General features: G+C 35.7%; 21 protein-coding genes and 1 pseudogene. 8 read left to right on the top strand and 14 right to left on the bottom strand.

Annotated features, from left to right (window positions below):
- The gene (locus tag DCC35_RS03445; protein ID WP_137089479.1) at positions 1 to 432 is read left to right on the top strand and encodes a glycosyltransferase; all 432 of its coding nucleotides are present in this window, start codon (positions 1 to 3) and stop codon (positions 430 to 432) included.
- Positions 429 to 1,130: a glycosyltransferase family 4 protein gene (locus DCC35_RS03440; RefSeq protein ID WP_137089478.1), complete on the top strand. Its 702-nt coding sequence runs from the start codon at positions 429 to 431 to the stop codon at positions 1,128 to 1,130. The genes DCC35_RS03445 and DCC35_RS03440 overlap by 4 nt, the downstream gene beginning before the upstream one ends.
- Here the strand turns inward: DCC35_RS03440 and DCC35_RS03435 are convergent.
- The 5 genes and pseudogenes from DCC35_RS03435 to DCC35_RS03415 form a co-directional block, all read right to left on the bottom strand.
- Entirely contained in the window at positions 1,123 to 1,818 is a 696-nt protein-coding gene (locus tag DCC35_RS03435; protein WP_175402699.1) for a TolC family protein, read from the bottom strand. The genes DCC35_RS03440 and DCC35_RS03435 overlap by 8 nt on opposite strands.
- An 11-nt stretch (positions 1,819 to 1,829) precedes the next feature.
- Positions 1,830 to 3,107 carry an O-antigen ligase family protein gene (locus DCC35_RS03430; protein WP_137089476.1) on the bottom strand — a complete coding sequence of 426 codons (1,278 nt, stop codon included), beginning with the start codon at positions 3,105 to 3,107 and terminating at the stop codon, positions 1,830 to 1,832.
- Positions 3,108 to 3,347: 240 nt separating this feature from the next.
- Positions 3,348 to 3,902 (bottom strand): annotated as a pseudogene (locus tag DCC35_RS03425) (glycosyltransferase); the annotation flags it as partial.
- Between the two features lie 26 nt (positions 3,903 to 3,928).
- The gene (locus DCC35_RS03420) at positions 3,929 to 4,594 is read right to left on the bottom strand and encodes a glycosyltransferase family protein (protein WP_137089474.1); all 666 of its coding nucleotides are present in this window, start codon (positions 4,592 to 4,594) and stop codon (positions 3,929 to 3,931) included.
- Entirely contained in the window at positions 4,594 to 5,925 is a 1,332-nt protein-coding gene (locus DCC35_RS03415; RefSeq protein WP_137089473.1) for a flippase, read from the bottom strand. Before DCC35_RS03415 ends, DCC35_RS03420 begins: the two co-directional genes overlap by 1 nt.
- A gap of 152 nt (positions 5,926 to 6,077) precedes the next feature.
- Here DCC35_RS03415 and DCC35_RS03410 point away from each other — a divergent pair, with 152 nt between their 5' ends.
- The 4 genes from DCC35_RS03410 to DCC35_RS03400 all read left to right on the top strand — a co-directional run bounded on the left by DCC35_RS03410 (position 6,078) and on the right by DCC35_RS03400 (position 9,358).
- Positions 6,078 to 7,013 carry a sulfotransferase family protein gene (locus tag DCC35_RS03410; protein WP_137089472.1) on the top strand — a complete coding sequence of 312 codons (936 nt, stop codon included), beginning with the start codon at positions 6,078 to 6,080 and terminating at the stop codon, positions 7,011 to 7,013.
- Positions 7,014 to 7,093: 80 nt separating this feature from the next.
- Complete coding sequence (locus DCC35_RS21140) at positions 7,094 to 7,708, top strand: MBOAT family O-acyltransferase (protein WP_246070133.1); 615 nt, start codon at positions 7,094 to 7,096, stop codon at positions 7,706 to 7,708.
- Positions 7,708 to 8,442, top strand: a complete 735-nt coding sequence (locus DCC35_RS21135; RefSeq protein WP_246070132.1) for an MBOAT family O-acyltransferase — start codon at positions 7,708 to 7,710, stop codon at positions 8,440 to 8,442. The genes DCC35_RS21140 and DCC35_RS21135 overlap by 1 nt, the downstream gene beginning before the upstream one ends.
- 1 nt (position 8,443) lies before the next feature.
- Positions 8,444 to 9,358 (top strand): hypothetical protein, encoded by a 915-nt coding sequence (locus DCC35_RS03400; protein WP_137089471.1) that lies wholly within the window; start codon positions 8,444 to 8,446, stop codon positions 9,356 to 9,358.
- Positions 9,359 to 9,413: 55 nt separating this feature from the next.
- On the opposite strand, the gene DCC35_RS03395 is transcribed toward DCC35_RS03400, so the two are convergent.
- Complete coding sequence (locus DCC35_RS03395) at positions 9,414 to 12,068, bottom strand: PKD domain-containing protein (RefSeq protein ID WP_137089470.1); 2,655 nt, start codon at positions 12,066 to 12,068, stop codon at positions 9,414 to 9,416.
- 335 nt (positions 12,069 to 12,403) lie between these two features.
- Entirely contained in the window at positions 12,404 to 13,585 is a 1,182-nt protein-coding gene (locus tag DCC35_RS03390; protein WP_137089469.1) for a glycosyltransferase, read from the bottom strand.
- Positions 13,586 to 13,608: 23 nt separating this feature from the next.
- Here DCC35_RS03390 and DCC35_RS03385 point away from each other — a divergent pair, with 23 nt between their 5' ends.
- Positions 13,609 to 15,582 (top strand): hypothetical protein, encoded by a 1,974-nt coding sequence (locus tag DCC35_RS03385; RefSeq protein ID WP_137089468.1) that lies wholly within the window; start codon positions 13,609 to 13,611, stop codon positions 15,580 to 15,582.
- On the opposite strand, the gene DCC35_RS03380 is transcribed toward DCC35_RS03385, so the two are convergent.
- The 6 genes from DCC35_RS03380 to DCC35_RS03355 form a co-directional block, all read right to left on the bottom strand.
- On the bottom strand, positions 15,579 to 15,881 hold the full coding sequence (locus tag DCC35_RS03380) for a tyrosine-protein kinase family protein (protein WP_137089467.1): 303 nt from the start codon (positions 15,879 to 15,881) through the stop codon (positions 15,579 to 15,581). The two genes, DCC35_RS03385 and DCC35_RS03380, sit on opposite strands and share 4 nt — an antisense overlap.
- A gap of 29 nt (positions 15,882 to 15,910) precedes the next feature.
- Positions 15,911 to 17,830, bottom strand: coding sequence for an exopolysaccharide transport family protein (locus DCC35_RS03375; protein WP_137089466.1), 1,920 nt, complete (start codon positions 17,828 to 17,830; stop codon positions 15,911 to 15,913).
- Positions 17,831 to 17,870: 40 nt separating this feature from the next.
- Entirely contained in the window at positions 17,871 to 18,176 is a 306-nt protein-coding gene (locus DCC35_RS03370; protein ID WP_137089465.1) for a hypothetical protein, read from the bottom strand.
- Positions 18,177 to 18,253: 77 nt separating this feature from the next.
- Entirely contained in the window at positions 18,254 to 18,922 is a 669-nt protein-coding gene (locus DCC35_RS03365) for a hypothetical protein (RefSeq protein WP_217495910.1), read from the bottom strand.
- A 229-nt stretch (positions 18,923 to 19,151) separates the two neighbouring features.
- A complete protein-coding gene (locus DCC35_RS03360) occupies positions 19,152 to 20,150 on the bottom strand; it encodes a PorP/SprF family type IX secretion system membrane protein (protein ID WP_175402697.1) in 999 nt (332 codons plus the stop codon).
- A complete protein-coding gene (locus DCC35_RS03355) occupies positions 20,150 to 23,542 on the bottom strand; it encodes a putative Ig domain-containing protein (protein WP_137089462.1) in 3,393 nt (1,130 codons plus the stop codon). Before DCC35_RS03355 ends, DCC35_RS03360 begins: the two co-directional genes overlap by 1 nt.
- A gap of 179 nt (positions 23,543 to 23,721) precedes the next feature.
- Between DCC35_RS03355 and DCC35_RS03350 the strand changes: the two genes are divergently transcribed.
- Positions 23,722 to 24,927, top strand: coding sequence for a glycosyltransferase family 2 protein (locus tag DCC35_RS03350; protein ID WP_137089461.1), 1,206 nt, complete (start codon positions 23,722 to 23,724; stop codon positions 24,925 to 24,927).
- Here DCC35_RS03350 and DCC35_RS03345 read toward each other — a convergent pair whose 3' ends face one another.
- Entirely contained in the window at positions 24,928 to 25,131 is a 204-nt protein-coding gene (locus tag DCC35_RS03345) for a hypothetical protein (protein ID WP_137089460.1), read from the bottom strand.
- Between the last annotated feature and the right edge of the window lie 34 nt (positions 25,132 to 25,165).

Here is a 25,165-nt window from a genome sequence, read left to right as displayed (position 1 = left end):
ATGAGAATTGCAATTGAAGCACAGAGGTTATTCAGACCTAGAAAGCATGGAATGGAAGTAGTTACTTTAGAATTAATTCGCGCCATGCAAGATCTTGAGCCTTCCGATGAGATCAGAATCTTTATCAAAGACGATGAAGATAACAATTGCCTTTCCAGTAAAAATAACGTTACAATAACAAAGACCAAAAGTCAACCCTATCCTCTTTGGGAACAGCACCTTCTTCCATCAAAAGTAAAAAAGTTTGATCCTGACCTATTACATTGTACAAGTAACACCGGACCATTATTCCCGGGGGTAAAGACCATATTAACCCTTCATGATATTATTTACCTGGAATCTTTAAACTTTAAAGGAACAACTTATCAAAATTTTGGAAATATTTATCGTCGCCTGGTAGTCCCCCGCGTAGCTGCAAATGCAAAAAAATAATTACGGTTTCTGAATTTGAAAAAGAAAAAATTATAAAACGATTAAATATTCCTGATGAGAAAATCTCAGTAGTTTATAATGCAAAAAGTAAAAACTTTAAACCAATAGAAGATCAGGCAAAACTTGATGAGTTTAAAACCCGGTATAATCTTCCGGAAGACTTTATCCTGTTTTTAGGTAATACTGCACCTAAAAAAAATACACCGGCTATGATCAAGGCTTATTGCGATTACCTTGAAAAATCAGGTGATAGTCCTTTGAAAATGGTGGTTTTGGATCTGGATGAAAATGTCTTGAAATCAATTTTAGAAAAGACAGGCTATAGTAAATACAGGTTTCATTTCATTCTTCCAGGATATATAAGTGCAGATGAAATGCCTTTGATTTATAATCTTGCCAAAATTTATGTGTACCCATCATTGAGAGAAAGTTTTGGTTTACCAATTATTGAAGCAATGGCATGTAATACGCCGGTAATCACATCAAATACTTCTTCAATGCCTGAAGTGGCAGGAAATGCTGCGAGACTCATTGACCCATATAAACCTGAGACTATAACAGAGGCTCTCCTTGATCTTTCAAAAAATAAAGAGAAAAGGGAGGACTTAAAATCTCTGGGATTAAAACGTGCCTCCTTTTTCTCCTGGGAAAATGCCGCTAGTCAGATGTTAACTCATTATCATGAATTAATTAATTAACCTCCTCAAGCTTCATTCCAATCATCTCTTCTACCTCGAGTTTAGCGATTTCGCGATCTCTTTGGGTAGTCATTCGCTTAATTCTTTCTGTATTATAAACACGTAATGCTGAATTATATTCATTTAGTGTAGTTTCACCATTTTTAAATTTTTCTTCCAGAAGTTTAGCCTCAGCATTAGCATCTTCCATTGATACAGTATAAATCCTTAAAAGTTCATCATACAGTTTAAAGTTTTCATATCGCTGAAGTACTTCTTTACGAATAGTTAATTTCTGAGCATTAACTTCCTCAATTGAATTTCTATAAATAGCCTTGGCTCTTTTCACCTCAACAGGAGTATTGACCAGGTCTCCGAGTTTTAAAGTTAAACGGAAGTTATATCTTGGAAAGAACTGGTTGCCTTCACCCGGTGCAGGATCGATATTAAATTCATTAAGGTTACCCTGAGCTTCAACATTATCAAGCCAGTCCCATTGAGCGAGATGGATATCTTTTCGTGCAACCTCTACATTATTTTCAGCAACACGATTAAGTGGGTAGTTGAGCCAGGCCAGCCTGACTAATTTTTCTTCAAATGATAGCCCGGTAGCTTCTTCGGGCAAAATAACTTTATCATAGTCAACATTCTGAGCATTTAGTGATAATGCTCCGATGAAAATAAAAATGATTAATAGATTTTTCTTCATGATCATAAAATTTATTCTATAGCGGTATTATTTTTTTGTTTGTTTGTAATTATTGTTGCCATTTTAGCCACCATACCCATAGCAATAGCCCAAAATGTCATTGTTTCCATTAACATTGCTTCCTGAGGGTAATTGGCAACCATAACAGTGAATATAGAAGTTAGCAAGGCAGCCAAAAATATTTTCATGACTCCATCATTGGATTTGAAATAAGCCTCGACACCAATTTTTAATCCTAAAAAGAATATAGTTAAATAAATCAAAAGTCCAATCCATCCGGTATCTAAAGTTATCTGAACGAATTGACTATCAGGTGGAAATCCCGACAAAACAGGGTTCCCTGAAGCTTCCATGGTACTACCCAATCCAAATCCAATGGGGTGATTCTGAATATAAGGCTGAATAAATTCCTGGTTTTGAGCCCGGACATTATAAGATTTATCATCACCACTGAATGCAGTCTGAATAATATAGTGTTGAGCATTTAATGGAGGCATAATAATGAATACAACACCTGCCAAAAGCATGACTCCAACACCAATTATTATTGGCTTTCTAAAAGTCAGGACAGCATAAAAAACCAATCCTATTGGCACAAGCGCGTAAGCAGTTCTGGTACCAGTAAATGACATCGCATACAACATCAATACGATCAGGAATGCCAGAATGATTTTTTTCTGGTTGTTAAAAGGACCTGCTAGTAATACCATGCAAAGCAATGAAGAATATGCCATTATAATTCCGAAACTCATCGGGCTGGCAAGAAAACTAAATCTTCTCCATCTTCCGAAAGTAAATATTCGTGTTGCAACCTCTGGATGCTGGTATAACCACTGAACCTCATAGTCCATAAACCCAAAAAACTCCTGGAAAAGACCGTAAAGAGCAGCTAAAGTTGCCAAAACTAACCATGCCTTTATAAATAACTTAACCGTCTCCTTATTCTGGACAATATTATAAAATAAGATATAGGCCATAAAAGGAAAGAGAGCAGTTCTGAAACCGTTAAACCATAAGCTTCTATTATAAGCATATGGATTGGCTATTTGAACGAAAACATATAAAACAAAAGTAAGCCAAACCCATGTTAAGGCATTATTGGGAAATGAAAAGCGCTTTTCACTTTTCATTCTGAGCAAAATATAAATTAATAAGACAAAGCAAACACCATCTAACGCCAGACCTACTGGGATATCAACTGGAAGATATTTTCTCACCCAGCCCAGAGTAAATCCCAGCACCATAATAACGACTCCACCTGCTCTGAGGGATATTAAGGAGATAGTCAATATAATTAGCCCGATAATACCTGCAAGCAGGCCTGCGCTTATTGCAAATCCCCCTTTCCCATTACAAATGCAATGGCAAATGATAGCAAAGTTATTATCCCAATAACTAATATTTCCTTATATTTTATTACAAGGTCCTGCATCAATTATAATAGCACCACTTTAAAAAAGAAAAAATATGTACTTACAAAACAGAATATCAAAACAATCCATTTAAGTACTTTTTCACTAACCCATGATTTATCCAACATGCTCATGATTTCTGCCTTTAAATGATTTTAAAATTTCCCAAAATTGCTCGACTCTGGCAGCCCACGTATTATTTTCAGCTACTTTTATTCTTGTCTGGACCTTAGCTTCTGAATCGGATTCATATTCCTTTTTAATGCTATCCGCAAATTCATCAGAATCATTTCCGAAACTAATCACCTCTGAGAAGGTCTGAATATCTTCAGAAAATCTGGTGGCTACCACCGGCTTACCAGCAGCTAAATATTCATTAATTTTTAACGGATAAATACTTTTAGTAAGAACATTGCACTTAAAAGGTATTATTGCCACATCTATCTTCTTCAGGTAAGCAGGGAGGTCATCTATTTTTTTAGAACCAAGATAATAAACATTTGGCTTATTAAAGAGGTCGATAGTCTTATACTCATCAGTGCCCCTAGGCCCAATAAATATAAAGAAATAATCTTTTAGTTTATTTATTACTCCCTCCAGCAATTGATAGTCAGTTCTCGTTTCAAGATTACCAATAAATCCGACTACTTTTTCATCTACTCCTATAGGCCAATCAGCAGGTGTTTCTAATTTTGGATCTAAACTTTTTTGAAAAGATCCAGGTCTGCAGCATTAGGATGATAATATGCTGACCCTTTTATATCATTTTTAATTCTATGTAATTCCTTCCCGGTAGTTAAAGTAACATCAAAGTTAGAAATGATCTCCTTTTCTAACCTTGACCCATGTTTATGAGTATAAGCAACCTGCGAAATATCGTCCATTGACTGATATACAGAAACTTTTGGTTTAATATCTCCAGGCAATTTTTGAATAAAAAATGGATCGAACGCATTGAAATAAATAAAATCCTTGATATCAAACTTGTCAATAGTTTCCCTGATTGCCCTTAAAACTATTTTATTATTAAATTCAGAAAGAGAATTATACATCTTTCCCTCAGGGAGAAAATTAATGGGCATTGTCAGACCCGGAGTCACTATGATAAGATTTTCAGGTAAAGAACTGTTTTGTGAAAATCTCGTAGAGGATCCAAACCATACTTTCTTTCTGTCTTTAATCTGATTAGAATTATAATTACTTACCAGGTCCTTAAATGAGAATGGATGATCTACATAAAACACACGATTTGTCTTTGCAAATTCTTTGGCAAGAGCTAATGATGGTGATGATATAGGTGAATCCCACCTCGAAAGCGTAAAAAATAATATATCTTCTTTTGTTGTAATTTCTTTATCCATCATCACTTAACATATTTGACTGATAAGCTCAATCCTTTTTTATAAAACAGTAAACACTCCTTAATTACTCTTGCGAAACTGACACTCAGATTTCTGCTTAAATAAATCTGATTAATTATTAACCCAACAAGTAAAGAACTCAAAGTACCGTATGCTGCTCCCACTAAACCATAGTTAGAAATAAAAATATAATTAAATACGACGTTCAGAACAGCAGTGAATACTATAAAATAAAACCCGATTTTTGGTTTCCCTGTTGCGTCCATTACTATTCCAAATTGCCGGGCAAATGGCTCAACTAAAGCATAAAAAATTGTGACTTGTACTACAAAAGCTGTCTCAACATATTCAGCTCCTGCAAGAATTTTAATCACAAAATGAGGGAATATTAATACAAATATCACGAGTGGAATAATCAATGCTAATATTAAACCTACCGATTTTTCATACAATGGCGCAACCGCCTTTTCTCCTTGCTCTCTAATTCGTTTAGACGCCTGAGGAAAAAGTACTGTTGCAATACTCATAGTAGGAATTTCTACCAGACTACTGATTTTGACAGCTGGTTCATAAAGGGCCACCATTGCCGGAGACATCATAGATCCGAGCATCCATTTATCAGTGTTTTTAAATAACATCGTACTTATATTAGTACCCAGAGTATATTTTCCGAAATGAAATAAATCTCCAAACCATTTAAATGAAAACCGGACTCTGTTTTTAATGAAAGGTTTAGTGAAAATAAATCCAATACAAACCGCAACAAAAACACCAACTGCCTGTGCCATTGCCAGGTTTAGTAAAGTCACCTCAGGAAAATAAAACCAACAGTAAAGTACATAGAGAAAGAAGAACCCCTGCTTTGTAAAGTATATCCAAAATGTACCCCTGAAGTCAAAGTTGCTCTGATTTATATATTCAAATTGAGAAAAAGGTATCAATAAAAAGTTGGTGATCACATAAATTATTAATACTTCCGATAGACCGGCAGCATTCCATACTGATTCTAAAGAATACCTGAATACTAAAATTAATATGGCGATTAAAATACTATACAGGAGATTGAGAATCCAGGAAGCACTATAGATCATGCTATGATCCTCCTCCTCATGACTGGTAATATGTTTAACCAGCGGATTTCTGATAAACCCGTTACGTATCACTTCAAAAATTGAAGTAATGGATACAAAAAGCACCCAGATACCATAATCATATTTAGGCAACAGGCGAATAAGTAAAAGGAAACTTGCCAGACCAAAAAGAGTCATTGCAACCCTCTGCATCAACGTATAGCTCCCCGACTTAATCCAATATTTTTTATCCGATGGCGACATCTAAAAAGTTAGTATATAAATATGCTCTGAAAAAATTGATTTATTTTGCTAATGATGTATACTGATAGTAATTTAGATTTTTATATTTGCCACTAAATTATAATTATTATACAATTTAATGAAACTTTCGTCCTATTATTGTTTTTTAATTTATGTCAGATAATTCCAAAAGCTTATTTCCGGACTTTTTATTAATCGGAGCAGGTAAATCTGGGACCACATCTTTGCACAATTACCTGGATCAACACCCGGAAATATACATGAGTAAGATAAAGGAACCCTACTTTTTTGCATTAGAGGGCGAAGAAATAGTTTCCAGGGAAGATGATCCTTTAAACCTGTATGATTTTCCATGGGCAGTAACTGATTTAGAAGAATATCAAAAATTATTTGAGCCTGCTGATCCTTCTCAAAAAAAGGGAGAATCTTCTACAATGTATCTATATGGGGATAAAGCACCATCAAATATAAAGAAATATATTCCCGATGTAAAGATCATTGCGATCTTCAGAAAACCATCAGAAAGATTGTATTCAAGATACCTGCACCTGGCAAGGGAAGATAATTTAATGGGGACCACCTTTGATAAAGTGTTGGATAAAGAAAGTATATGGTGGCTACGAAATGACCTTGTGAGAGAAGGATTTTACTATAAACACCTCTCCCGTTACTACGAACTTTTTGATAAAAGCCAAATTAAAGTATTTTTATACGATGATCTGAGATCCGATCCTGAAAGAGTTATTAAAGAACTTTATTCTTTCGTAGATGTTGACCCGGATTTTAATCCGGATACATCGATCAGATTCAATCAGTCAGGGTTTGTTAAAAACAAGATTCTCGACAAGCTGTATGGAACCGATAGTTTATTGTTTAAATCAATTAAATCAGTAGTCCCGGGAATGTATAGCAAGCTTAAAGAAAATTTGATTATCCAGAAACAACTCAATAAGCTAAGAGGTAAAAATCTCGAAAAGCCGGGGATTGATCAGGAAATTGAAAAAACACTGACCCATGATATTTATTATGAGGACACCAAAAAGTTTCAGGAACTGATAGGCCGTGATCTGTCACATTGGTTTAAATAAGAAATATGCTTTTTAACTCGATTCATTTTTTAATTTTCTTTCCGGTAGTTGTCAGCTTATTTTTTATGCTGCCCAAAACTGTGAAGTGGATCTTGCTGCTAATTGCCAGCTACTACTTCTATATGATGTGGAAGTGGGAATATATCGGTCTAATAGTACTAAGTACCGTAGTAGACTATTTTGTAGCTCTTGGTATTGAGTCTTCGGCAAATGAAAGAAGGCGAAAACTTCTCTTACTGATAAGTTTAAGTGTCAATCTGGGGTTATTATTTTATTTTAAATATTATAACTTCTTTATTGACAACATCAACATGGCTGTTGCCATTTGGGACAATGAATACGTTCTGCCATATGCCGATGTGATTCTTCCTGTTGGAATATCCTTTTATACTTTCCAGACTCTCTCATATACTATTGAAGTATTCATGAAGAGAACACATGCGGAAAAGAACTTTGGCATTTTCGCACTATATGTCAGTTTTTTCCCTCAACTGGTTGCTGGTCCGATAGAAAGACCTCAGAACTTACTGGGTCAACTTCGTGGACTTAAGGGATTCAGATATGAAAATGTTGTTCTGGGTTTAAGGCAAATGTTATGGGGAATGTTTAAGAAGGTAGTAATTGCGGATAGACTGGCCTTTTTTGTAAACCTTGTTTACGATAACCCTGATCAGTTTCATGGCCCTGGCCAATAATGGCTACCCTTTTCTTTACATTTCAGATTTATTGTGATTTTAGTGGATACTCAGATATTGCCATTGGTGCAGCCAGAGTAATAAACATCGATCTGATGACTAACTTCAGAACTCCGTATTTCAGTAAATCAGTTAAAGAGTTCTGGGGCAGATGGCATATATCGCTATCAACCTGGTTCAGAGATTATGTGTACATTCCACTTGGAGGAAATAGAGTTTCAGTATTCAGGTGGGTACTTAATTTATTTATCACATTCGTGGTCTCAGGTATTTGGCATGGTGCTGCCTGGACTTTCGTTATTTGGGGTCTTATTCACGGACTTGCAGTGTCAATTGAAAGTTATCATGGAGTCAGACCACTATTTAAGTTTAAATTCCCAAGCTGGGTTCAGCGTTCGTATACACTATTCCTAGTAATATTTGCCTGGATCTTTTTCAGAGCACCAGGTCTTAATGAGGCCATAGATATTATCGATAATATGTTAAATTGGAATGCAAATATCGTTGGTGAGATCAAACGAATAGAGACAAAAGAACTTTATAATCTCGCTATTGGTATTCCATTAATCCTTTTATTGCTGGTTATCGAAATGATGATGCAATGGAAAACAACTATTGCATTATTTCACAAGCAAAGGTGGGTTAGATGGGCTTCCTATATCTTTTTATTAATTATTATAGCTTTATTTGGTGTCTTTGTCGACCCAAGTGACTTTATATATTTCCAGTTTTAAAATGAAAAAGTTAATAAAATATCTTTTGCTCTTCCTGGTCATTGTTTATTCAACTTTTTGGTTGCTGGATGTCCTGTTTACTAATATTTACCAACAAGGGTCTTATTACAAAACTCAATGGCTAAATAACAAAGAAAATAATGTATATGATTTTGCGATTCATGGAAGTAGCAGGCCATATACTTGCATTGATACTGAGGAGATAGTTGAGGAAACCAAAATGGATGGGATTAATATATCATTGGATGGTAGTACTACACCTACTCATGCCTTAATGCTGGAAATGTTCTTGAATCGGGGAAATAAAATAAAGACCCTCTACCTGAATGTAGATAACTGGGAAGCAAATACAGAGGTTATTGGAAAGTTTTCCTACCCTCGTTTTTTTCCATATTATAAAGAAGAAGCTGTATACGACCATTATAAAGAATTTGGATTAAAATGGAAGTTATACCGCTATTTGCCATTTGTCAGATATGCTGAACAAAATACCACCTGGGGATTGCATCAACTGGCTAACAGTCTGCTAAACTTTAAACGACCTGCATACGACAGCTATGGCACCAAAATATACGAAAGTACAGATTACCATGGCACCAGGGAATTATTTGAATATGATTTTGATACCACAGGACAAATGAAATATCTCAACAGGATCATTTCTATGTGTAATGAAAATGATATCGAACTGGTAGTATTCGTTTGCCCATTTGCCAATGCCGAAACTGATGAGGAATACTATGCAGGCATCAATGAGTTTGAAATATATCTACAAAAGAGAGGTGTCGAATTCTATAATTTTGGTGATAAGTACAATAAAGAATTCGATCTCTTTGTTGATGAGGACCATTTAAATAAATATGGTGTTGAGCTTTTTACAAAAGACATGATAGAGATGATCAACCAACACAAATAAAAAAAGCCGGGGAATAATCCCGGCTTTTTACCACATACAACTATCTATTCCCCTTTTATTCTTTTAATATTCTTACTGGCATTCCATCGAAGCCTGCCCCACTTACTTTTATGTAATAAGTTCCTGTTGGGAAATTTGCAGAACCAAGTTCGACAGTGAATTCTGTCATTGTCTCAGTTACCTGATATGAATTCTGGTAGTAATTCACGCCATTTGCATCCATGATCTCAACATCAGCAGTTCCAGACTTACCTGCTTCAAATCCTACATTAATATAATCACTAAAAGGATTTGGATAAGGCTTTATACCAGAAGTACTTGAAGTAGTCATTGCAGCTGAGTTAGTGCTTGTGCCCCCTATTTCTTCTATAATCAAGGCATTGATATATCCATACATAGCACCAGAAGCAGCCTGAACATTTATATGAATCTCACCATTCGAATTAGGTGATATTTCTTTTAATGACACCCATTTGTCTGTATTGAAGCCTGTTTGAACTTTTCCAGACTTGCCACCAGAAGTAAATACTGTGGTTCTGTCTCCTCCACCATCTCGACTACCGAAAAGGTTTAAGTTATAAGTAAGAGAAGAATTTAGACCAGTTATTATAATTCTACCAACATCTCCTGGCATAACATAATAGAATGTTTTCATTACATTATCAGGAAGAATCTCGTCAGTATTATTAGTTGTCATTCCATTAGCAGATGCAGATCTGAATCCATTACCGATTTTGATTTTAGCATTTGTTTTAGATCCGGAAGTATTTTCCAATATTGAAGTTACAAATCCTGCATCAGGATAAGATTTAGTAGAGTTCCAATCCGCAACATCAGTAGTGAGATGAGTGAAGTTAACATTCATTGTTCCACTTACTGTACCATCATTACTGCTGTTACCATCATCAGGTGAAGTATTATCTCCTGTTAACCATGAAGAAGGAACAACTTGTCTTGTGATACCAGGTCCTGAAACTTCAAGCTTTAATGTCTCGCCACCCCAGTTTTCCATATATTCTAATACGAATGGAGTTGCAGTATTATTTAAGTTAACCTTAGCTTGTTTTGTTACTGCACCATGCAATCCATCGTTATTGATTACAGTACTTCCGTTGATCTTTAATTTCGAACCGTCATCTGAAGTCAGATAAAAAGTATATTCACCTGATGTTGGAACGGTTATGCTTCCTAGAAATTCTAGTAAGAAAGTATTGCTGGCATCAGCATAAGATAGACTTATATCAGTTGCTGTACCTGATTTCTTAGGAGTTAACCTTGAAAAATCCGGAAGATTGCTATAAGTACCTTCATAATAATTATAAGTAAAAGATCCGTCTTGCACTGGTCCTGTATCTCCTGAATCATCTCCTTTTTTCACATATACATAAGTATCATCGTATCCCATGTTACCTTTATCATCATAAGCAATGAATCTGAACTTATAAGTTCCTTCAACCATATTGGTCAGATTCAATGATGATTTTTTCAGATCGCTCATGGTTACCGAAGGCCCCATCAGTTTTTGCCATTGGTAAGTCATCGCTCCACCTTCAGGATCAGAAACTGTAGGATTTAAAGTTACTGAGTTTGCAGGAAGAGTAATTACTCTATCTGCTCCAAGGTTGACGCTAGGAGGTTGATTAGTCACATCTTCTTTTACTGTTACTATTACCTGATCCTTAGCAGTTTGACCTGCACCATCTGTAGCTACAACCTGAAATGTATAAGACCCTGCAGCCATTCCGGAAACATATAATGTCTTCGTATTAATTCCGCTTAAATTAGCTGAGCCACCTGATATCTTTGACCACTTGACAGAAACAGATTTACCGGCTGTGTGACCAGTTGTAGCTTTTAAAGAAATACTATTAGTGGGCAAAGTAATTGATTGATCATATGGGGCCTGAACAGTCGGAGTTCCTGTCGTTGGTTCAGAACCACCACCCGATGTACTTCCTCTTCGTTGAGATAACATCCAATTCCAGGTATTATCATCACCATAAGCCCTATCCCAGGCATTGTGGCCTACACCTGCATAAACTGTAAGCTTAGGAGCAGGCGTTGGATTCGAAACACAATTTTTATATGCAGCAACTGCTTTTTCAGTACCAGTATTTGGTGATCCTGGACCATCATACTCTCCAGTGAATCCCCATATTGGAAGATCTTTAAGATTACAACCATCTTTGGTCATCCATCCTGCGATTGGTACTATAGCTGCTAATTTGTCAGCATAATTGCTGGTTGCAGCATAATCCCAAACACCGTTTCCTCCCATACTCAAACCAGTAAGGTAAACTCTATCAGGATCAATATTATATTTATTAATCATTTCAGTGACAATTTCATCCACGAAGTCCGGAGACCAATCCCAGGGATACCTTGTTTGTGGCGAAATCATAACAAATGGAAAATCCTTTCCATACTTAACCTGTCTTGGAGGTCCTGTAGCTAGAACCCTATTTAAGTCAGAACCCTTTTCACCCATACCGTGAAGGAATATTACTAAAGGTTTTTTAGTTCCTGATGTATTATAATCTGATGGTAAATACTCCCAATAGCCAAAGGTTTCTCCCGGAGCTACTGTTTGTGATGTGAATGATTGTTGTGTTTGTCGATCGGCAGGCGATGTCTGAGCTACTGCCTGAAACGCAGTACCCAATAAGATTATTAAAAGAAGCCCGCGGAATAGAATTTTAGTTCTCTCCATCTAATTTGCTGGTTTTGAGTTTTAATTAATCAGCCACGAATAGCTGATTGTCAAGTATATCGATTGCAAATGTATGGCTCCTACTATTAACTAAACACCCGGTTTCGGGCATATTCGAATGAATGTAAGAAATTGAATAATTGTAATATAAAAAGAAACCACAGAGTCATTCTGTGGTGTTTAAATTGAAATATTGCTAGTCATAGTGGCACTATAGCTACTTTTGTGGAAGTTAGATTTTAAGGTGTGGAAATCTTCCACATGCAAGCCACACCCCTCCGAAAACGTTTGCGATGTAAAAAAAGTGACAAGAATTGAATTATTTTACTCGTGAACTATTCTTTTTCGACAGATTTTTTTGTTTTTGGAGTATGAAAATTGGTTTTGTGAGCTCTAGTAACTCCAAAAATACCTACTGCCATCGCATATATAGCTTTGGGTAATTGCATTGCAGCAACCAAAAAATCTTTATTATAAAACCTCTTTGGTATCGCTATCATATTAGCTATTAAAAAAATAATAAGCAAGGAAGCCCAGTGATACCATTCTATTGGGGAATCGATAAATAAACTTAATAAAGCAAAAACAGGCAAAACACCTAAAAGAATTACCCTTGGAGGAATAAATGATTGAAGAAACTTTTCAAAATAATCAATATTACCTTTCAAAAGATGTCCAAAAGCAGGTACAAAGTGATCGCGGAAAAAGTAAAACTGGCCGGCTATCCATCTCGTTCGCTGTTTGGCAAAGACATCAGCGCTCGAAACTTTTTCATCGTAAATTATTGCCTCATCAGCATATGCAATTTTCTTTCTTCTGCCTATTATACGAAATTCTGCTTCTTTATCTTCGCCTCCCATTTCCTCATTCCCATGCATGATTTCCTTAAAAAAATCGTACTTAAAAGCCATCCCAGATCCAATAAGAGCAGAAGAAAAACCTAATGCTCTATGTCCCTTTCTAAAAACATGGTTATTTATTTCTTCACTTATTGAATCCAGCAATGCAAAGGATGAATCCCTGTTTTTAGCTGTTCGGTGTCCTTGAACTGCATAATATCCTGCGTCTAAATATTTACTTATCTCATCCAGGCATCCCTTTCTCATTATATTATCTGCATCCAGAATAACAATCCTGTCATAATCCTTTTTTATGGTATCAAGAGCTTTATTAATAGATTTAGTTTTTGTACTTCTCTCAAAAAATACTTCTGCTACTTCAGCACCTTTTTCTCTGAGTTGATCTACAGTTTCAATTTTTAACTTGTCAGCAATAACCACAACGTCAAAAACTCCATTTTGAAAATTGTGTGCTAATGCTTCCTCAGCGGTATGGAGGATTATTTCATCCTCACGATAAGCTGGTATCATCACCAAAAACCTTGAGTTTTCTCTTTTTGGAATATTTATTTTTACCTTGTAAAAGTGTCCTGCTATCGAAAAAAGCAAAAAATAAACTATATAAAAGCCAAAATATAGATAGATTATTCCGAGAAATATCGTTATTACTGCATGCATAGTGATATCAAAAAATACTATTTATGACAAAGTTCAAATGTAAGACTATTTTTTGTATTTTAATAATAATAATTTACACTAAAACAACAGGCTGTACAAATCAATCTTCTCAACCACCTGTTAAGAAAATAGAGGTAAAACCTGAACAGATCATAAATTTAACCACCCAGGGAAATGCATTTTTGTTATTTGATGAACAAAATAAGAGCAAACCTGAAACAACCTGGAAGCCTCCATATTCACCAAAATGGCACTATCCCGCAGAACTTATTATTGATTTGAAAGATGAATATAATATTGATAGCATCGGCTTTTATGATGGGTCGGCAACTGGTGATCTGATTATTAATTATGGAGAACCTTTTGAGTGGTCTGAAGGAATTAATGTCCCAACCAATAGGTATAATCAGTGGCAAACAAAGCCCGTATCCTGGAAGTCTAGATACCTGCAAATTATCCTTTCAGGACCTGATGTCAACATCAATGAAATAGTAATTAGTGGTGTACTTCACAAGAAGATTACCTCACCAGAAAAACGAGATTCAAACCCTTTGAATGAATCATTAAAGCAATTAAAAAACGGCTTGGGTACAAATAGTTTTATTGATGTTCCGCACAGTGCATTAGATCCCATCCATATAGTCCGCGAATATCATCAATGGGACTGGATGGAAGGAGCCAGAGATAAGGATTATCAAGGTTATCCGAATAATTTAAACAGATTTAATCCTACCATCGCTGGGAATGGTTGGAATTTTGACAGCTATTATAAGACATTAAATGAAAAAGGAAAAATTGTCGTGCCGGTAATGGTTGGCACAACTCTGTGGATGACAGGAGAAGGAGATAAATCACTCGAGAATAAACCAACCAAAGGAAATCCTGCGAACCCTTTAGATTACAAAGAACACGCTGACCACATGTTTCAATTTGCAGCCAGATATGGTTCAAATGAAGTAAGTAAGGAATTGCTGAAGCTCCATTCATCTCAAGATAAAATCTCAGGAATGGGGGTTTTACAGTATTACGAAAATTGGAATGAGCCCGACAAATGGTGGATGTCCAGAATACAGTATTTTACTCCTTTTGAATATGCAGCTCTTTCGAGTGCCGATTATGATGGGCACGAGGGAGAATTGGGAAAGTCATTTGGAATTATAAATGCTGATCCAAACTCAAAACTAGTAATGGCAGGCCTGGCCACCTTTAATCTTGAATATGTCAAAGCCATGAAATTCTGGTGCGATCATAACCGTACTGATAAAAAATTTGTGTGGGATGTCATTAACTTTCACCATTATTCGAATAACGGAGGTATTCAACATGGAAAGGCTACCAAAGGAATATCTCCTGAAGCTGATTCATTATTTCATAAAATCAAAAGATTAAGTGAATTCAGAGATAAGCATTTGCCGGGAAAGGAATTATGGATAACTGAGTTTGGATATGATACTCAGACAAAAGGAAGTCAAATAGCTCCTGCGATGGGTGATTTAACTTCAAAAGAGGTACAGGCAGCATGGTTAATCAGATCAATTATCATCGGTAAGGCTGCAGGTGCAGACCGCATGACCCAGTTTATGTTAAGAGATGGCAATGAAGAGAGTTATCAAACTTATATGAATAGCGGTTTGACCTCATCTAAACATACTGGTTACAAAAAGAAGCCTTCCTGGTTTTATTACTCAACTATTGATCACCATTTGAGCAAGTTCATTATTGATGACTTAGAAGTAGATTCATTAAGCAATTTATACAAGGCCAAATTAACTCATCCTGAAAATGGTAAGGAAGCCTATATCATTTGGTATGGCACTTCAAAAGGTAAAACCTCTGAAATTGACCTACGCTTAGACAAAAAATATTCCAATGCAACTATCATCGAATTAAGAAATGAAAAAGAAGCAGGAATGATTTCTACAAAAAATAAGCAAAACAATAAAATTACATTGATGGCAAATGAAACGCCTACAATAATATTGCTAAATGCTGACTAGATTTTCAGATTCTCAGTTTTGACTTTATTTAGTATCGAACCGATCAATTTACCTTTTAAAGTCTTAAGGTATTTAATAGATTCTTTATCTATCACTTTTAGAACAGTATCTGCTGAAAAAACAGGAATTACTGCATCTACATATGAAATTAATTCTTTTGAATCCGGAAAATCATTAAGAGCAGCACCTTCGAGTAAAACATAGTCATATTGGTGCTTAAACTCCTCGAGCATTTTATCGAAATTTCTTCCACTAAAAATTTCAGATGGGGAATCCGTTCCGGTCTTACAGCCGATCACATCAATAAGCTTATGACTCGTTGTTCTTATTATTGATTCGTTGTCCTCATTATATTCCTCTCCATTTTCCGGCTCTTCAGTAAAGCTGGCTTTACCTGCCCCCCATCCAGTAACTTTAAGGACCTTCTTACCCGGCTTTTCTGTTCGATCTGATTATTATATGGACTAACAATCAAAATATCAGTTAATGAGTTATGCTTAAAGTTGGTGTCTACAATTAATATTCTCTTATTGATCAGGCTTAAGGAATAAGCTAAACATAACAAAGAAAACGTCTTTCCAGATCCCTGCCTTGTACTCGTAAAAAGAATTGACTTTGGCTTTAGTTGTTCTATTTCAAATCGAATTTTACGTAGCTCCTGCTTAAATATGTTTAGTTCTTCATTATCCGAATCGCTACCAAAAAGATCCTGAAGGTTAAGTTTGTCATTTTCTTTTATATGATTGATCGCTCCTGCAAAAGGAAGTCCTGTCTGCCTGATAAACTGGGTAGGCGTTTTAATAGAAAAGTCGAGGTATTCAACAAATACTATCCCAAACACACATAAGATGAAGCTTAATAGTCCGGCAAATCCAGTTATTATGATAGTCTTTGTTGATTCAGGATCCGTAGCCGGTTGGCCTATCATATTTTGCTTTATCGAGCTTTCAGATATTTTTGATTTGTTTCTAGCGTCATTTAATTTTTCCTGTGCTGCAAGGTATTCCTGCTGAGCAAGATCCACTTCCTGTTGTAATGCACCCAATCGGCCTTCAACTGAGGCATAATCCTTTACATTATACTGCAGGCTGGCAATATCTCTATTAATTTCTAGAAGAGTCTCTCTGGCTACTCTTAACTGTAGCTCAATATCATCCTTAGTATCTTTTAATTCGGCCAGGCTTACCTTCTCTCCACCAATAGTTGATCCGGTTGATGCCTGGCTTTGTAATCGATCACGTTCAGCTCTGAGATTCTGAAGAGAATCCAGCAATTCTTTTTCACCGGTTCGGATATATTCTTTATTTACTTCATTTATCAGGTTTCGTAACTGTAATATCCTGCCATACGATCCGGATTGATTCCCCCCTGACCCATGATTTCTTATTTTCTGATTAATATTTTCAAGTTGGAGATTTAAACTGTAAATCTCCCTTCTAACTTCTGAGCGCTGGCTTTCGAGATCTGATATTTTCGAAACATTACTCTCGCTTTGAACTTCTGTGTCAATCACATTGTTAGCTGCTTTAAAACTTTCTAATTCAGAAATCTTTTCATCAAGCTGTTCTTTTTTTTGCTTTGAAAGTTCTTCAAAAAACTGAATTGACTGACCACTTTGACTAACGACATTTTTATTTTGATGTCGAATAAATTCCTTAGCCAGAGTATTTACGACAAAAGCTGATAAATAGGGATCTTCAGAAATAAAACTGATACTTATATAATCTGAATTGCTTACCCGGCGGATTTCCATTTCCTCCATCAAGCTTTTATAATCATACCCTAAGTCCTTCAAGAGCTTGGCTACCATTCGCTCATCACTATTAAAAGTTGAGATTCCTTTTAGTGAATCATACTTGTTTTTTGCAATTTCCTTAGCTGTCTTAAATTCTTCTTTTGAATAAATGGGTTTCCCATCATCATAGTTTTCGATATACCTGAAGGCTTCTGGTTGATCCAGGTCATGTAACAAAAGCTTTAATGAAACCATATTAATTATGGTTTCTGACTTAATGTTTTCAATTAGGTTAGTGAATTTGGACTCAATTTCAAATGGGTTGAAATTTCCATCTTCACTAAATGTAACACCTTCGTCCGTAGTAATTCCAGTCGATAATTGAGTAGTAGATTTGTACACCTTTTCTGCAGAACTAGCTACAAAATAAGCAATGGTAGCAGCCAATATAGGCACTGTTACCAATAACCACCACTTACGCTTTAATGCTTTATATATAAGAATGAAATCCATATTTCAAATTTGAAAAAAAACCAGCAATACAATCTACTAATTATTTTCTTAATAATATTTTCACGTGCCCACTTTTACCGATTGAAGCTTCCGCCTCCGGAATGCCTGGTTCAATTAACTCTGCATTCATTATTATCCTTTCTGAGGGTAGTCCCTGTTTTATAAACTCCAATCGAACTTGTTTCGCAAACTCCATTACTTTATTGAATTCTTGCTGACTGATCCCTTCGTAAAAAGGTGTTGTAGCTTTTAATTCAACAAAAATATTATCGTTATCATTTATTGTATTAATTATATAATAGATGATTTCAGAGTCCCCGGCAGAAACAGCCATTTCATTATTCATCTGAAATTTACTAGGGATATCTACTTCAAATAACGATTGTAGACTAGAATCGGATAAAACTTTTTTCTGAAAAAAAGTTAAATCAATATTAAATGGCTTTTCGAGAAAAGAACACCAATAAATGTCAGCCAAACCACCATTTCGATTGCTGGTAAAAAAGCTTTTTTAGATTGTTTGCTAATATTCAGGTATCCGTCAAATTTTTCACTGTTAATATTTGGTCCCAGGTTAACAGGTTTCGTCCAAACAGTCCAGCTTCCAAATAATCTCTTAGACATAAATATGTCTGAATCACCATACCCTCCGTGTCCGTTGGAAGCAAAGTACAATGTTTCCATATCATCAGATAAAAATGGTGATATTTCAAATCCTTTTGTATTGATAGTAGGACCCAAATTTTTTGGAACTGACCATTGTCCTGTCGCACTATCTTTAAGAGAAATATAAATATCTTCCTCTCCATAGGAGTCACTTCCCTTCATTGATATTATTAAAACCTGATAATCGGGTGTCATATAATATCCTGTATAAGAAGACTCAGATATGCCTGGGATTTTAATTGATTCGGGATTACTCCAATTTTTCCCATTGAATTTGGAAAATGCTATTCCTCCTGAACTTCTATATGAATCATTTAAATAAACAATTTTTTGATCATCCTTTATTCCTGCCAATACATTATTTTCCTTATTATTCCATTTTGAAAAATTGTTTGTAGGCTTACTCCAGTTTCCGTCTTTATCCAAAGTTGTCATCCATATATCAGCACCAGAATATAACCCACCGGTATTTTCTTTATGAAATATTCTGGAGAAATATAATGTGTTCTGATCAGATACAAAGTATGGTGCAAGTTCTTCCGCCTCAGAGTTTATTTTATCAGACAGAGAATCTGCGGGTCCAAAAACATAATTCTGACCAAATGAATTAAGGAAAAAAATATTTATCCCTATAAATAAAAAAGTATCTCTTTAATCACTTATTGAATCTTTTTGCTTCTTTTCTATTTCCTATTGCAAATAACAAAAATAATTCATGATTGGAAGTTCCGAGTCCGGTTTTATCCTGATCAAGAATTGAATAGGTATAGTTAATTGTTATAAAATCAGTCACATTTACTCCCAATGGCACATAGAATGAGGTTCTATTTCCTCCTCCAATTCCAAAATAGCCAAGATCCTTGTAAAACATTCTGACCTGTCCACTATATATATCTCCCAGATTCGGATGGTTATAAAATGAAACCATCGGAGATATAACAATATTTGCAAAATTATCGAAATAATATGCCGCATGTGCAGTCACCATTAAATCAGGGTCTATATTATCTACAGGCTCATCTGAAATAGGAGAACTAACTACATTGTTTACCGAAACACCTGCATAAAATTTATTACCTAAAAGGGCAGCGCCCAACCCTAAATTCAAATATGATGCATTAGATCCTGATTGAAGTAAGCTCTGATAAAACTGATCATTTTGTTCATCCCGTAGAGTGTACTTATCAGGATTTACAGAAATACCCAGGTACTCTATTTGAGCTCCACCGGATAATTTCAGATTTTCATTCAAAGGTAGCTTAAGATTATAACTAGCAATAGCACGATTAAAAAATATTCCAAATTCATCAAAACCCTGGAATGAAAAACCCAATCCATGCTTTACACCGACACCTCCTTTATCAGCCATTTCCAATAGCGCTTCTTTATCACTTACTCTTATTTGGTCGGTTGACTGTTTAAGATCATTACCTAGATTAAATTCAATTGAGGCTGTTATAAGTTGAGGTGCATTAGGGATCTTTGGATAAAACATTTTATATCCAACCTGCACCTGTGTGAAATCCTCTAAACCAACCAAAGCAGGATTATAAAGCAACATAGCTCTTTGATCCTGGCTATAAAAAGGGATGTTTTGCGCATTCAAGGAATGCACTCCCAGGTATATAAATATTATAATGAAAATTGGTCTCATCATTTTAATATCGTTACGGAACCTTTTTGCATTCGGCCCCTGTCTAAATCTATCACATAATAATAGGTCCCTGAAGGAAGTGCTTCACCACCTGAGGTACCATCCCACTCTTCCTGATATCCATCAGAAATAAAAACCTGTCTTCCTTCAATATCAAACACCCTGATTATTACAGTATCAAAAAATTCCAAATTAAGAATACTCCAAGTGTCATTTACTCCATCACTATTTGGAGTAAAAGCATCTACGATATCCAATCTTATTGTAGCGTTTTCAAAAGTCATTATACGCTCATAGACATCACTTAAATTCGACCCATCACTAATTACCACTCCTATGCCACGAGGGAAAGGCCGTGGTTCAGCTTCACCATCAAACCCGTAAGACAAAGTATTTAAGACCTGTTCGTATTCAGCTTTTGAAGAAATTCCTTCAACTCGAAATACTCCAGATGAAGGATCATATGAGCCTGTTAAATCAGTACCGGCCAGGTCAAACCAAAGAAAATCTTCTTCTTGATAGCTGGTAGTAAAATAAGCTTCCATAAAAGCAATCGTTTCGCTATCATTGTCTATTATCTCACCGAACTCAACAATTGGTTGAAGATCTAAAAAGCCATTATAGAAAAAATCAAAATCATTAAAGTTTAGGATTTCAGGTTTATCATTAACTCCAACCACGTTAATTCTCCACCAGGTAGCATTAACTGCGGTTTCTACCCCGTCAGACACCCTTAATCGAATAGAATCTGCTCCAATGTAGTCCTCGTCTGGTACATAATAGAAATCGTCTAATTGGTCTGCCGCAATTATTTGATCTGCAACAACATTCATTTGATTTAAATACAATGCTCCATTAGAAGGGATTGCAATTACTCTTACTGTGGATAATGGATCATTGTCAGGATCACTATAATATTGTTCAAAGAGCTGAGAATTCAATCGTAAAGTATCATCTTCATTAACCTGTAATATCGCATTGTTCAATACTGGTCGATCAGGACTATCCTGCACATTTATATTAAATGATTGTGAATCTGTCAGTCCATCCCTATCAGAAACTCTTATTGAAACAGAATTACTACCAACATTTGCCTGAGTTGGTACACCGGTCAATGTAGCCTTTCCATCTCCGTTATCTGTAAGTGTCAGCCATTCAGGTATGTTAAGTCCAGTAAAAGTTAATTGTTCGTTGGGATCAGGGTCGGTAGCTATAATATTATATAAATATTCTGCTCCCTCCTGAACCTGAGTTACCGGACTACTTATTATCTCAGGAGGGTCATTAACGATCTCAAATGTAATAAAATAAGACTGAGTAGCTGTAGCTCCGGAATTATCTGTTGCTCTTATAACAACATCATTATCAGTCACATCACTATTGCCAGGTATTCCGGATAAAGTTCCGGTACCATTACCAGTTTGATTAAAAGTCAACCAGGATGGAAGTGTAGGCACGGTTAAGGTAACATAATCGTTATTATCAGGATCTTCAGCAACGACGTTATATATATATTCTACATTCTCCTGAGCCTCAGTAATTGCACCTGATGTAAAAACAGGTGGCTTATTTACCTCATTTACTACCACAGTAAAAGACCTTGTGGATTCACCAATTCCGTCGCTAACTGCAACAGTGATAGTATAATTTCCAGGTCCTTGTAATTCAGTCGGAGTCCAGCTAAACTGTCCCGTTGAAGGATCTATTGCTGCCCCTTGTGGTGGGGATATCAACGAATAGCTAATAGTATTTTGCGGGATATCAGAGTCGTTTGCATTTACTGTAAACGATAGGATTGTTTGTTCATCAATAGTTCGGTCATTAATCGTGCCGATGACTGGCAATGTGTTTACTTCATTAACAGTTATTTCAACATCTTTCGTGTCAGATAATTCACCATCAGATGCACTAAATGTAACCAAATAAGTAGAGGGCCCCTGATTTTCAGAAGGGGTCCATGAAAATAACCCTGTATTCGAATCCAATGACATTCCGGAAGCAGCTCCACTTACTATTGAATATTCAATATCATTTTCGGGCCGATCCGTGTCTGTTGAAAATAATGTGAACTCCAGTTTTGTTTGCTCATCAACTATTTTATCCCCGGGATCATTTAATATAGGTGCAGTATTAGTTTCGAGAACATCAATTTTAAATTTCTCTTCAGCCATTCCTCTTGGTGATCCGTCATCTCTCACACGAACAGTAACTTCATAAGTACCTGGTCCTTGTAATTCATTTGGAGTCCAGGATATTAATCCAGTTGATCCATTTATAGAAATTCCCTCAGGAAAACCATTCTTAAAATCATAAGATAACACCTGGTTTTCTCCATCTTCAATATCCTCGTCAGTAGCTATAACCTGATAGGTCCATGCTTCTCCTTCGTTTATAGTCTGATTATCTATGTTTTCTATTTCCGGATCTTCATTGTCTTCTAATATCGAAATTAAAGATGAAGTAGTAGAGGTGCCTCCATACTCATCTGTCACAGTGAAAAATAGCTCATATTGGCCAGGCCCTTCAGCTTCAGACGGGGTCCAGGTAAATTGACCGGTACTTGCATCTATACTTGCATTTGGAGAACTAATTCCCGTATAGCTATAAGTTAATCCCTGCTGAGGCAAATCACTATCCGTCGATGTTAAATTGATATTTAAGGTGGTTAACTCCGCTAATTCACTATTGGATACCGGATCTATAACCGGATCAGAATTAACTTCCTCAACAGTAATACTAATTGAATGCTGCCCTACTCCACCATGTTCATCTGTTGCCAAAATATCAAAAACATAGGTTGAGGGCCCTTGTTCTTCAGTTGGCGTCCAATTAAACTCGCCTGTTACAGGATCAATTGAAGCACCGGAGGGTGCATCACCTGACAGTGAAAAACTAACCTGGTTTTCCGGGACATCCTGATCAATAGCCTCGGCAACAAAATTTACCAAGTTTAACTCCGGTGAAATTTGATTAGTCTCAGTAATTGATAGTTGTGGCTCTATATTGGTTTCGTTTACAGTAATACTAAAGCTTTCAACTGTTGAATTTAAATCTGTATCAACGACGTTTAATTCAATGCTATATTGATTTCCTCCCTCAGTCTCATCAGGTGTCCATGTTAAAGTAAGTGTAGATTTATCAAATACTGCTCCGGATGGTAGTCCGTTTAAGGAAATCGATAGATCCTGAACATCGTCTTCGTCATCAGAAATATTAAAACTGTATGAAAACTCAACTCCTTCATCTACAAACTGATCACCTACAGGCTCGATTTGAGCTGCGGCAAAAACACTGGCTTCAAAGGTCAAATTTTCAGGACTAAACCCATTTGAATTCCCAAAAATCACTATTGCCAGGAAACATAAGCTACCCGTTAAAAAAAATCTTTTCATAGTTCATGATACTTACATGAATACAATTCAAAAGTATAAGTTGATTAGGCCCGTTAGAATTTCAAAGATAATACTTATTCTAATTATATTATAATTTTATATTGCTTTATTCTTATTATGTTGCTAGTTTTAATCCCTTAACCGATTAGACATTCCAGGCAATCTTACATTATTTCAGGATGATTTTTTTAGTAAAACTAATCTTTTGGATATCACTTTTTATAGTTATTTATACCTTTATAGGATATGGAATTGTACTATTCCTGATTACCAGGATCAAACGAATATTCAGGGGGAAAAGAAAAATCACTGATATCCACAAAAAGAAAGACTGGCCGGAGATCACTCTTTTAATAGCTGCTTATAATGAAGAGGATGATATTCTGGATAAGCTGGAAAATTCTATTCAATTAGATTACCCAAAAGAAAAGCTCAATATTCTTTTCGTAACAGATGGCTCGACTGATCGCACCACAAAATTATTACGCGAAAAAGCCGGTGAAAATATTATTGTAGAACATAGTGATGAGCGAAAAGGTAAAATTGCAGCTGTTGATCGTGTAATGCCTCTGGTAAAGTCACCTATTATCATTTATACTGATGCAAATACTTTTCTTAATAAAAGTGCTTTAAAAAATATTGTCAGGCATTTTGATGATGAAAAAGTGGGTGCAGTAGCAGGAGAGAAAAGAATTGAACAAAACACTTCAGATCACGCTGCCGGAGCAGGTGAAGGATTCTATTGGAAATATGAATCTAAATTAAAAAAATGGGATGATGAGTTAGTATCTGTTGTTGGGGCTGCAGGGGAACTTTTTGCGATTAGAACCGAATTATATAAACCGGTTTCTTCTGATACTATTATCGAAGACTTTGTAATGACAGTCGGCATAAGTCTTGCCGGATATAGAGTAGCATATGAGCCTGAAGCCTACGCTACTGAAAGAAGTTCTGCAAATTCCAAAGAAGAACGAAAAAGAAAGGTTCGCATTGCTGCCGGTGGTATTCAGGCGATTACAAGATTGAAAAGCGCTTTCAATTTCTTTAATAACTTCTGGTTGAGCTTTGCATTCATCTCTCATAGAGTTTTAAGATGGACTATTACTCCTTTTGCATTAATCATTTTATTATTTACAAATATTTACCTTTGGCAGACAACCCAATCATCCATCTACGAATTTTTGGCGTATGGCCAGATCTTATTTTATCTGCTTGCTATTATTGGTTTATTATTTGAAAGTAAAGAGATTAGAATCAAAGCATTTTTTATCCCTTATTATTTCTGTATGATGAATATTTCAGTGATACAAGGAATATTCAGGCATTTTAAAGGATCTCAGTCTGTAGTATGGGAAAGAGCCAAAAGAGCACAAAAATCGATTTAGTTAATGGTCGTACCATTGCTGGTCAAATGTTTTCTTAGACTTGTAAGGAGCTTTGAGAATGGTATAAACCATATAAATAGTGCCTACATGGATTGCCAGGAATAAAGTAAAAACGAATGGGAAAGGAATATCGAAAGCAATCATTCCTAAATAAATAAGGACCATCCCTGTTACAACTCCTATAACATTGTACATCCGCTTCATACTTCAATAACAGCTATAACAGAATAATTGTTGC

This window comes from Mangrovivirga cuniculi (assembly GCF_005166025.1).
Classification (GTDB): domain Bacteria; phylum Bacteroidota; class Bacteroidia; order Cytophagales; family Cyclobacteriaceae; genus Mangrovivirga; species Mangrovivirga cuniculi.
This window is presented reverse-complemented; position numbering and strand designations above follow the sequence as displayed.